7 protein-coding genes are annotated in these 12,202 nt (G+C 44.3%); 6 read left to right on the top strand and 1 reads right to left on the bottom strand.

The genetic code is table 11. The features are described 5' to 3' along the window. Window positions 1-82 precede the first annotated feature (82 nt). Both RAH45_RS09335 and RAH45_RS09330 read left to right on the top strand, forming a co-directional pair. Window positions 83-1,765 carry an ABC transporter permease gene (locus RAH45_RS09335; RefSeq protein WP_306495208.1) on the top strand — a complete coding sequence of 561 codons (1,683 nt, stop codon included), beginning with the start codon at window positions 83-85 and terminating at the stop codon, window positions 1,763-1,765. Window positions 1,766-1,918: 153 nt separating this feature from the next. Then, complete coding sequence (locus tag RAH45_RS09330) at window positions 1,919-3,388, top strand: ABC transporter ATP-binding protein (RefSeq protein WP_305936144.1); 1,470 nt, start codon at window positions 1,919-1,921, stop codon at window positions 3,386-3,388. A 46-nt stretch (window positions 3,389-3,434) separates the two neighbouring features. On the opposite strand, the gene RAH45_RS09325 is transcribed toward RAH45_RS09330, so the two are convergent. Then, window positions 3,435-4,328, bottom strand: a complete 894-nt coding sequence (locus RAH45_RS09325) for a methyltransferase domain-containing protein (RefSeq protein WP_198328744.1) — start codon at window positions 4,326-4,328, stop codon at window positions 3,435-3,437. Between the two features lie 191 nt (window positions 4,329-4,519). Between RAH45_RS09325 and RAH45_RS09320 the strand changes: the two genes are divergently transcribed. From RAH45_RS09320 to rarD (RAH45_RS09305), 4 genes are all read left to right on the top strand, one after another. Beyond that, complete coding sequence (locus tag RAH45_RS09320; RefSeq protein WP_198328745.1) at window positions 4,520-6,220, top strand: alpha/beta hydrolase family protein; 1,701 nt, start codon at window positions 4,520-4,522, stop codon at window positions 6,218-6,220. Window positions 6,221-6,636: 416 nt separating this feature from the next. Next, complete coding sequence (gyrA, locus tag RAH45_RS09315; RefSeq protein WP_306495207.1) at window positions 6,637-9,402, top strand: DNA gyrase subunit A; 2,766 nt, start codon at window positions 6,637-6,639, stop codon at window positions 9,400-9,402. Window positions 9,403-9,598: 196 nt separating this feature from the next. Beyond that, on the top strand, window positions 9,599-10,669 hold the full coding sequence (gene rarD, locus RAH45_RS09310; protein WP_198328094.1) for an EamA family transporter RarD: 1,071 nt from the start codon (window positions 9,599-9,601) through the stop codon (window positions 10,667-10,669). A gap of 374 nt (window positions 10,670-11,043) precedes the next feature. Further along, window positions 11,044-12,114, top strand: coding sequence for an EamA family transporter RarD (gene rarD, locus RAH45_RS09305; RefSeq protein WP_306495206.1), 1,071 nt, complete (start codon window positions 11,044-11,046; stop codon window positions 12,112-12,114). The last annotated feature ends 88 nt before the right edge of the window (window positions 12,115-12,202 follow it).

Genomic DNA, 12,202 nt, shown 5'->3' with positions numbered 1-12,202 from the left:
TGAGCGGTTGGTTTTTAGCGATTAGATGTTTAGTCATCTAGCATCTAATCGCGTCATTATGCGTATGACTCGGTAACAATTTATGATAACAATGCCAGAAGCGTCTGCTAAACAAGACAATACTGTCAATGAAGCTAATAACGACAATAATAGCCCGTCTATCAGTCAAGACCATGTCGTCCGCAAACGTATTATCTCGAAATCAGTCTTAGGACTGATTTCGTTGTTTATGCTAGTACCGATTTTAATCGTACTATTATCGTGGACGCAGCCGGTCGCTGATATTTGGACCCACATGCGTCAATATGTGTTGCCGCAAGTGTTAAAAAATACCGTCATTTTATTGCTGATGGTGACACTGATTTCTGGCATTATCGGCACGGCACTTGCGTGGGTGACCAGTATGTACCGCTTCCCGGGACAGCGGTTTTTTGCGTGGGCGCTGATGCTGCCATTAGCGATGCCCGCTTATGTCTTAGCATTTGTCACTGTCGGTATCGTTGACTTTAGTGGACCGCTGCAAACGGCGTTAAGGGAGTTTGGTTTTACCACCGCTATTCCCTCGGTACGTAATGTTTGGGGCGCAGGTTTGGTATTGTCGTTGGCATTTTATCCTTATGTCTATTTGCTGGCACGCCAAGCGTTTTTATCGCAAGGCAGGCGCGCGATTGAAGCGGGGCAGATGCTTGGCTTAACTCGTAGTAAGGTGTTTTTTCGGCTGGCATTACCACAGGCGCTGCCTTGGGTCATTGGTGGTTTGCTGCTTGCTAGCATGGAAACGCTGGCAGATTTTGGTGCGGTATCGGTCTTTAATGTCGATACTTTTACCACGGCGATTTATAAAGCATGGTTTGGATTTTTTAGTCTAACCACTGCCGCGCAGTTGGCCGCATTATTAATCGGCGTGGTTTTTATCGTCGTCTTGTTTGAGCAGTATTGGCAAACCAAGCGTGGTAATACGGTGACGCAAGGTAGTAGCCAGCGTTTTGAAGCCAGTAAACCTGCGAAGTGGGGCATGGCGCTACTTTGTACGCTGGTATTTTTAATAGCGTTTTTGATTCCATTTTTGCAGCTGCTTTATTGGACCGCTTTAAACTTCCAGCAAGACTTTGACGCGCGTTATATTGATTTTGTTAGCAATAGTCTTATGGTTGCCAGTATGACGACGATATTTATCGCATTTTTGGCGATTATTATTGCGTGGGTCAAGCGTCAATATCCGGATAAATCGACCAAACTCATGACTACTTTAGCCAATTTGGGCTATGTGGTGCCGGGTACGGTCTTGGCGGTTGGGATATTTATTCCGATTGCGTGGCTTGATAATCAGCTGATAGCTTTTGGTATTACCTCAACGCAGTTTTTTTCTGGCAGCGTGATTGTGATGCTGCTCGCCTTGTCGACACGCTTTATGACAGTAAGCTTTCAGCCGGTCGACCGTCAGCTACAACGCTTGACCGTCAATCAAGAAGCGGCAGCGAAATTACTCAGTGATAGCCCATATCAGCGCTGGCGGCAAGTGATGCTACCCGTACTTAGCCCTGGGGTGTTAACTGGGTTATTAATGGGTTTTGTCGAAGTTATGAAAGAGATGCCGATTACTTTGATGACGCGGCGACAAGGCTGGGATACACTGGCAGTACGAGTGTTTGAGATGACCAGTGAAGGCATGTGGGGACGCGCCGCCTTGCCAAGTTTGTTGATTGTACTGGTTGGTCTTATTCCTGTTTGGTTATTGCTGCGTCAAAGTGATAAACAAGGTTAAACGCCTTTATCATTAAGCAACCATAATCGAAGCGCTATAATCAAAGAGCCTTAATCAAAAAGCCCTAGTTAAAAAAGAAGTATTTTAAAAAAGCCATACCAAATACCGCGTCAATGATGGGTTTTATTCACTAATAGCTTACTGGTACCGTCTATGTATACTAACTTGATGAACGATTCAACCAATCCAGCAGCGCCTAAATCCGTCAAGGTGGGCGGCAAGCCAAGACCGGAGCATGTGAAAAAACCACCGACGACTTTATTAACCAAAGCTCAAGTAGCAAAGCTGCAAGCAGATAGAAGCTTGCCTAAAAATACAGCAAAACAAAATATATTAAAACAAAGCATATCAAAACAAGGTACTTTAAATCAAAGCGTTATAAATCAGACTGTCTCAAATCAAGAAGCAGCAGAACAGAGCCAATCGCAAGATAACCAAGCTATTAAAGCATCGACTAACAACACCAGCGCTGATGACGCTTACTTTAGCGTCCAAGATTTAATCGTTGGCTATAACGATACGATTATCGTTAATGGTTTGACGCTCGATTTACAGCAAGGTGAAATAGGCTGTTTTTTAGGTTATAGCGGCTGCGGTAAAACCACGGCGTTAAGGGCAATTGCTGGTTTAGAGCAAAGCCGCGGTGGCAAAATTCGCTTAAGTAATCAACGTCTGACCGAGCAGACAGCGCGCACCACCTTTGCGGTCGCGCCAGCCAAGCGCGGTATGGGCATGGTCTTTCAAGATTATGCGTTATTTGGCCATTTAAGCGTGGCAAAGAATATCGCTTTCGGTCTTAATAAATGGTCGGCTGCTGACAAAAAAGCGCGTGTTAAAGAAATGCTAGCACTTGTCGAATTGACGGAACATGCCGATAAACGTCCTAATGAGCTATCGGGTGGTCAGCAGCAGCGGGTGGCATTAGCACGTGCGTTGGCACCAAAGCCTAAACTCTTGCTACTTGATGAACCGTTTTCTAATTTAGATGTGGTACTACGTGAATCACTGGCGATGAGCGTGCGTGATATCCTTAAACGTACCAATACCACCGCTATTTTGGTCACCCATGATCAAAACGAAGCCTTTGCTTTAGCGGATAAAGTCGGGGTCATGGATAAAGGTAAATTGGTCCAGTGGGCCACGCCAAGTGAGCTATATCATGAGCCAATCAGCCCATTTGTCGCTGAGTTTGTCGGCGAAGGGGCAATGATAGACGGCATTATCAAAGAAGGTCATGTCGAAACCGCACTTGGTGATATTTATCGGCGCATGGAAGTCTATGACGAGTTAGGGCAGCCACTATATTGCGAGTACGACTATCCGAACGGCACACCGATTAAAGTATTGGTACGTCCTGATGATATCGTCCATGACGATGAAAGTGCGCAGACGGCTTTAGTCGTCGGACGCGTATTCCGCGGGGCAAACTATCTATATCGCTTACAGCTTGCTGACGGTCAAACCGTATTGTCCTTAGTTGCCAGTCATCATAACCATGAGATTGGCTCGCAAATTGGTATCTTGCCTATCTTAGAGCATGTAGTAGTGTTTGATGAAAAAGACATCAATGCCACCACCTGGTCAGAGTATGATAGATCCGAGCGCGTGGAAGAAATCAGATAGTTATCAGTTTTAAAGTTAACGCTGCTCTTTAAGCGTAGCGAGAGCCTTAAACTTGGCGCGTTGCCAATATATGCAGATAACGTCCCAGCCATTTATACGGCTCGAGTTGTGAGTAGCGTAGCTCCATACGTATTACCGCATCAGGGTCATTATGACCGCCACGTTTGAGCGGCGCATAATCGTGAAATACGCGCAAGCCACTGGCAAGTATGGTTTGATACTCATGCGTCTTTAGCCACGATTCTACTTCTTCTTTAGCGACCGGATGATTGGGTGTGAGGCTTTTTTTATTGTCCGCTTTATACTCTGTATTATCTAATAAGTTAAAATTACCCATAATAAGATTGCGATAATCAAAACTTGCCGGATTATAAAAGCACAGCGATAGCGCGCCATGTTCAGTTAAGTGCTTATCAAAAAAATCCATCACAGCGGCCGGTTCTGCCAACCATTCAAGCAGCGCATGACACATAATCAAATCAAACTTTTCCGTGTTACTCGCGAGCTTTTCTTCAAGCGCTTGATACGGACAAATATACCACCTAATATCTAAATCCTTTTCGACGCTTTCAGCGTTTGCTTGCGCTTTCTCCAGCATATTGGCTGAAATATCATTGATCACCAACTTATGTCCCTGAGCCGCAAGCTCAATGGCGATTTGCGCCAGACCTGCGCCGACATCTAGAATACGTAACGGTCGCCCAAGCATTTGGCTCATCTGCGTACAATAGATAAAAATATCACGGCGCAATACGGCCAAACGAATGTCGCCCTTTAAGCCGCCATAAACCTTTTTTTCAAAATGATCGGCAATCGCGTCAAAGCTGCGGTCTGTGCGCGTATCAGATTGTGCAATGGGCGGTATGATAGCTTGTTTGCTTGGCTGGCTAGTTGCGTGATGAATGGATGGACTGCTTGCTTGGCTCTCTTTTTGTTTCATAAAGTGCTCTGTTTTATCTAAAGTATTTGCAAGGGTTGTTTATAACTTTTATTGGATTTTAATAGGGTTTTAGCGTATAAATAGTACGGTTGAAGTATAGTTTTTTATTAAAGTATCTAAACTAAACTACACTTGTCCATTGCCTAGGATTTCAGGCAATTTTCTGTTTATCACTGCTAAGGATAGCAATCATGGTCTTACCCAATTCATCCATTATAAACAAACCCGCCATGACGCGTGGTCTATTATCGATCGCCATTGCCAGTAGCTTATTGCTCGTTGGTTGTAATGACGATAATGATAAGATTGGTTTTAATAATACGCCCCAACATATCGCCTCTTTTACTGCTGCTCAAATAGATCAAGAGTTGGAAGAAGCCTCAGAAATAGGTAAAGCAGTAACACCAGATGCTATTTGCGGTGTAACCGTAGAAAAAATTAGCTACCAAACTAAAGGGTCAGCAGGTGAGGCAACCAATGCAACGGCTGCTTTGATGCTACCCAGTGGTAGTGCTGATAAGTGTCAAGGTGACCGTCCTGTATTATTACATGCCCACGGTACAGCGACTGAAAAAAACTATGATTTCACGCAAGTGGGTAATACTGATAATCCAGCAGGTGTTAGAGCCACGCTGATGGCCGCGAACTTCGCAGCGCAAGGTTATATTGTAGTCGTACCAAACTATGCAGGGTACGATACCTCTACTTTAGATTATCATCCCTACTTAAATGCAAAGCAGCAATCAGAGGAGATGGTCACTGCACTAGATACGGCGCGTGCGCTTATTAAACAACAGCAAACTGCCAATAATGCTAACTATGTCAAGGTCAAAGATTCTGGTAAGTTATTCATAACCGGCTATTCACAAGGCGGGCACGTAGCTATGGCGACGGCTCGTTTATTACAGGATCAAAATAGAGTTGTTACCGCCATTGCACCATCATCAGGGCCTTATGCCCTAGCTGCTTTTGGTGATGCTATAGTTTCAGGTAATGTGAATGCTGGCGCCACTGCCTTCGTTCCGTTATTAGCTGTGAGTTTGCAAAAAGTAGATAATAAAATTTATCGCAATCCAACGGAAATTTTTTCCAAACAGTATGCGGATACTAAGCTACCAACAACATCAAGTTTTGAAGACTTGATAAAGACTGGTAAATTACCAAAGACCGCTTTATTTCAGTCAGCACCGACAGAAATACCTCAGCTTGACCCTGTTTCACCCAGTGATAAATTTGGTTTTGCAGAAGAAAACTATTTGATTCAAACCAGTTTTCGTGCCGCTTACCTAGCAGATGTTCGGTCAAATCCTGATGGTTTAGTGGGAGGGAATGGTTTACTACCAGCGGCTAGCCCGCAAAATGAATTGCGTAAAGCTCTAAAAGATAATGATTTGCGTGACTTCATTCCTCAAATGCCTACGCTTATCTGTGGTGGTAATCAAGATCCAACTGTATTTTTTGATCTGAATAGTGGCTCAATGGCTGCCATATTACAACAAGCAAACGCTGATTCTGCGAATAAACTTAACGTTACAGTTCTAGATGTTGATACTACTAACAATGATGATCGTGTACAAAATCCAATAACCCCGATCGGTTCAGCACTAGATAACCCATGGATGCTCACCTCAGCAATAACTGATGTCCAAACTAAATTTACAGGTACGGTTGATCAAGTCTCTACAACGGCTTATACAAAAGCTTACACCAATGCTTATCAAAAAGCGCTTGCCGACGGTAAAACAGCCGCTCAGGCTGATCTATTGGCTGTTAAAGTGGGCGAAGATGCTGCGCAATTTACTGTAGCTAGTACTTACCACGCTGGTCTGGTCAGCACTGCTTGTACACAAGCCACCCGTAAGTTCTTTGAGCAAAATTTTAATCAATCGTAAGATTGTTTAAGTTTGAGTCTAATATTCATACTAATAAAAAAAACTGTATCCTTTGGATGCAGTTTTTTTATGAAATAGCCTTTAAAAACAGCAAAGGCAATGCCCAATTATTAAAGTCGTTTTTATCCTTATCGCTAAAGATAAAAACGAGCGCTAATCAGCTGTTTTGCTTGATTTTAATAGCATCTACAATCCCCTAAATAGACAAAAATGTGTTAAAATAGCTTCTTCAATTAAACGTTATTTCTAACAAAAACCGTATCGCCATTTTCCTATTGTTTAGCCTGTTTGATAACGCTTTTTATAGTCTGTATATCATGGATAATGACGCTTTTTAGCGCCTTTATTTTTGTACAACTATCAGCATTTTTAACCGAGCCAAATACTAGAAAAAGAATGTGAATAAAGGAGTGTATATGAGCGACTCGATCAGTCCTATTGCCATCGTGGATGAATTAAAGCAGTCCTATCTGGATTATGCGATGAGCGTGATCGTCTCGCGCGCGCTGCCTGATGTGCGTGATGGGTTTAAGCCAGTGCACCGCCGTGTGATGTACGCGATGCATGTGTTGTCCAATGATTATAACAAACCTTATAAGAAATCAGCACGTGTGGTCGGTGATGTCATCGGTAAATATCACCCGCATGGTGATATTGCGGTCTATGATGCAATTGTACGGATGGCACAGGACTTTAGCTTGCGTTATCCGATGGTTGATGGGCAAGGAAACTTTGGTTCGATTGACGATGATCCACCGGCGGCGATGCGTTATACCGAAGTGCGTATGACCAAGCTGACTCACCAAATGCTAGCGGATTTGGATAAAGATACGGTCGATTGGGAAGACAACTACGATGGCTCTGAGCGTATGCCAAGCGTCTTGCCTGCGCGTATTCCAAACTTATTGGTCAATGGCGCAACCGGTATTGCGGTTGGTATGGCGACCAATATGGCACCGCACAACCTGACTGAGGTGATTAATGCCTGCTTAGCGTATGCCGAAAACCCGCAAATATCAGCCGAAGAGTTGATGTCGCATATATCAGGGCCTGACTTTCCTACCGGCGGTGTGATTTATGGTCGGGCGGGTATTTTAGACGCTTATCGCACGGGTAAAGGCCGCTTGCATGTACGCGGTCGCTATATCATTGAGCCAATGAGCGATACGGGCGTCAACCGTGACCGTGAGCGCATTGTCTTTACCGAAGTACCTTATCAAACCAATAAAGCCAAACTGATTGAGCGTATTGCTGAGCTGGTACGCGACAAAAAAATCGAAGGCATTACGGAGATTCGTGACGAGTCTGATAAAGACGGTATGCGTATCGCCATCGATTTGCGCCGCGGTGAAACGGCAGAAGTGATTGTCAATAACTTGTTCTTGCAAACGCCGCTCGAATCTAGCTTTAGTATCAATATGGTGGCGCTTGATAACGGTCAGCCAAAGCTGTTGACTTTGCGTCAGCTAATTGCCGCCTTTGTCCGCCATCGTCAAGAAGTGGTGACGCGTCGTACTATTTTTGAGCTTAATAAAGCCCGCGTTCGTGGTCACTTATTAGAAGGCTTAACTGTTGCCTTAGCCAATATTGACGAGATTATTGCGACGATTAAAGCCTCTGCAAACCGCGGCCTTGCTCGTGAAAACCTACTCAATAATACGTGGGGTTCAGGCAGCGTCGTTGCGATGCTAACTGCGGCAGGTAGCCAGTCGGTACGTCCAGACTTCATCGAAGGTGAAGACCCAAAAGCGCCGTTTGGTCTGATTGACAATCAAGAAAGCTATCGCTTATCCCTTGAGCAGGTCAATGCCATTTTAGACATGCAGCTGCATCGTCTGACGGGGCTTGAGCAAGACAAATTGACCGAAGAATACCAAGATTTATTACGTGAAATCGCTCATTTAGAGTCAATTCTTGGTGATTTTGATAAATTAATGACCATTATCTCAAACGAGATGATTGAGATTCGTGAAAACTTCGGTGATGAGCGTCGTACCGATATCATTGATTCCCGTATGGACTTTAATCGTGAAGATCTGATCCCAGAGCAAACCGTTGTGATGACGGTATCGCGTACGGGCTATGCAAAAACGCAGCCGATTGACGATTATGTGGCGCAAAAGCGTGGCGGTAAAGGCAAATCTGCAACCGCGATGAAAGAAGACGATGTGATTGATCACTTAGTTGTGACCTCAACGCACGCAACGGTATTGTGTTTCACCGACACAGGCCGTGTATTTAGCTTACGTGGTTTTGAAGTGCCGATTGCCAGCCGCGGTTCGCGTGGTCGTCCGCTAGTGAATTTGATTGGTTTAAATGCTGATGAAACGGTCACCACGATATTGCCAATACCGCAAAATACCGCGGATGTGAGCGGGCATTTTGTCTTCTTTGCCACGGCAAATGGTACGGTTAAGCGTGTTGAGCTTGAACAGTTTGCCAATATTCGCTCGAACGGTTTGATTGCTGTTGGCCTAGAAGATGATGATAAATTGGTCAGCGCCCGTATTACCAATGGCAGTCAAGAAGTGATGTTATTTGCTTCGAGCGGTAAAGCCATTCGTTTTGATGAAAATGATGCGCGCGTGATGGGCCGTACTGCTAAAGGTGTGCGCGGTATGCGTCTGGCAGCCGATGAATTTATCAAATCGCTGGTGGTTATCGAAGATGATGTGCGCGAAATCCTTATCGCTTGTGAAAATGGCTTTGGTAAACGTACCTTTGTCGAAGAATTTAATACTCAAAATCGCGGCGGTGGCGGTGTTATTGCTATCAAAACCAGCGCCCGTAATGGCGCCTTGGTTCGGGCGACCAAGGTTGAGCCTGAAGACGATATTATCTTAATCTCTGATAAAGGCACGCTGGTTCGTACGCCCGTTGAACAAGTGGCAAGCTCGGGTCGTAATACCCAAGGCGTTACCTTGATTCGTCTGTCAAAAGATGAAAAACTGGTGGCCATGGCGTGCGTTGAGAACGAAGAGGGCGACGACGAGTTGGTCGAGGCGATGAAAGAAGATGGTACTTTTGGCGTAGAGGGTCAAGAACAAATCGATATTGATGCCGAAACTGGCAACAGCGCGACGACCGACGTCAACGATGTTATCGATATTGCCAATGACTATACGTTAGATGATGAAACGTCAAATGATGTAGCTGATGAAAACACCGACGATGACGAGTAACCATATCAGTTGTTAGCTTTTTAGTTTAGTGAGTAATACTGCTCTAGAATAAGCCTCTGACGTCATCGTTGGAGGCTTTTTTCTGAGCGCTGTTTATTCTTACAGCGTGTTTTTTAGCTTTTAACTTTGTATGCTTAGCTTCTATAAAATTATGATAAATAATATCTATTAAGCGCTATTTTTTAAGGCCGTTGTTATGCTTACGACCAATCAAACTTTTCAAGGAACGTTAGCCGCAATATCATCGAGTTTTTTATTCTCGATGATGTTTTTGTTTGGGTTATTTATGCTGCCCTTGACAGGAACACAGGTAGCATCATGGCGCATATTGATGATGCTGTTGAGTTTGCTTATATTGGTCAGCTTTACTAAGCAGTGGCAACATGTCTTTGACTATTTAAAAACCTTAAAAACGCCAAAAGAATGGCTGATATTTATCTTGCCGACGCCGATTTTGGGTGGGCAAATTTGGCTATTTATGTGGGCGCCGGTCAATGGCTTTGGGCTTGACGTCACTTTGGGCTATTTTTTATTGCCGCTGGTGATGATCATATTGGGGCGCTTTTTTTACTATGAGCATATGAGCGCGCTACAGTGGTTAGCGGCACTGTTGGCCGCTTTAGGTATCGGTCATGATATTTGGCAATATGGCACCATCTCTTGGGTTACGTTGTTTGTCTGCTTGGGTTATCCGCCTTACTATCTGCTGCGGCGTAAGCTTGCCGTACCGCCGATTACTGGTTTGTTGTCAGATTTGACCTTGCTGACGCCAGTGGTACTTATTATGTTATACAGCAGTGGCGGCTTTAGCGTGGCGGCACAAAACATGAAGTTTTGGTATTTATTACCGCTGCTTGGCGCGTTTAGTGCGCTTGCGATGTCATTGACCATGATTGCGAGTAGTAAATTACCCGTCTCGTTATTTGGTGCCCTAAGTTATGTAGAACCAATGCTATTGTTTGTGTTATCTATCACCGTGTTAAACCAGAGCATTGAGGAAGGCGGCTCGTTATTTATGTACGGCATGATTACGCTGGCGCTATTTATTATGATTGCTGATAGTGTGATGGGTTATCTTCGTCGCCGCCGCGACAACCATTTGCATGGCTACCGCGAGCCACAAGTGGGCGGTTTTCCGCCGCGTCGCCGCTTGATAAATTACCGTATCGATGGGGTGTTAGCCGCACATCGTTTCCGTAAGATGCGTCGTTATCAAAGGAAACTCGATAGCATACAGCGTAAAATCGAGCAGCTTGATAGCAAATAAATCTTTACATGTATGGCAAATGAATAAACCTGATTTTTAAATGAACAGACGGGTTAGGCCAATGTATTGCGTATCTATGCCGACTTTGACATAATGCTGAGCATGAGATACAGAAGCGTTTATCTTAATTTTATTTAGTTAAAGGATATAGTCACAGCACTTTTAAACCGCTACGGTGTTGCCCACCCTAGATGTACTCAATGTACTATCTGCGGTCGGTCACCTTGTAGCGATTCTAAAATTCCTTGACTATAGATAAAAATTTCTATCAACAATAGAGCTGATAGACAAAAGGCCTCCGACGTTCGCGTCTGAGGCTTTTGTTTTTTTTCAAAATTGCCAAGGACGTGCGCTTATTTTTAAAGGCAATTGTTATGCTCCTCACCAATCAGACGTCGCAAGGCACCATCGTTGCAGTCGCCGCAAACTTTTTATATGCAGGGTTGTTTTTATTTGGTCTGTTGATGCAGCCATTATCAGGGACACAAGTTGCTGCTTGGCGCGTGCTGATGATGCTACTCAGTTTGGTGTTACTGGTCAGTGTGCTGAAACAGTGGCAGCATATTTTTGATTATTTAAAAACCTTAAAGACGGCAAAAGAGTGGTTTTTATTTATCATTCCCACGCCGATTTTGGGTGGGCAAATTTGGCTATTTATGTGGGCGCCGGTCAATGATTTGGGGTTGGAGGTGACATTAGGTTACTTTTTATACCCGATGATTATGATTGTCGTGGGGCGCTTTTTTTATAATGAAGACATGAGTTTGCTGCAATGGCTTGCGACCATTTGTGCGGCGCTCGGTATTGGCTATGATGTGTGGCAATATGGCAGCATTTCTTGGGCGACTTTATTTGTCTGTTTGGGTTATCCGCCTTATTATCTGCTGCGGCGTAAGCTTGCCGTACCGCCCATCACCGGACTTATCTCGGATTTGGTATTATTAACGCCGGTGGTGTTGGTGATATTATACTTAAGCGGCGGTTTTGAGCTGGCGTTCGCGACCGATAAGTTTTGGTATCTATTGCCGCTACTCGGTATTATTAGTACGGCGGCGATGGCGCTGACCATGGTTGGCAGCCAAAAGCTACCCGTGTCGCTATTTGGCACGTTATGCTACCTTGAGCCGATATTTTTATTTATATTTTCCATCACCATTTTGCACCAAAGTATCAATGACGGCGGCTCGCTGTTTATGTATGGCATGATTGTCATCGCGCTGCTGATTATGATTGCTGATAGTGCGCTTGGCTATTTGGCACGTAAGCGTCACGACCGCCTGCAAGCGTACAATGAGCCACAAGTCGGCAGTTTCCCGCCGCGCCGCCGCCTAAAAAATCGCCGTATTAAAGGGGTTTTGATTGCGCATCGCTTTCGTAAAATTAGAAAATATCAGCAAAAAATAGATAAGATAACGCGTAAAATTGAAGAGCTACATGCCAAATAAAACTGTCCTGCCAAGAAGCTAAATTAAACTTAGCAGATGTTGTTTTTCATTATATTTTTCGTTATTGCTCTACATAGTTTCTGTATTA

This window comes from Psychrobacter sp. van23A (assembly GCF_030845275.1).
GTDB lineage: Bacteria > Pseudomonadota > Gammaproteobacteria > Pseudomonadales > Moraxellaceae > Psychrobacter > Psychrobacter faecalis.
This window is presented reverse-complemented; position numbering and strand designations above follow the sequence as displayed.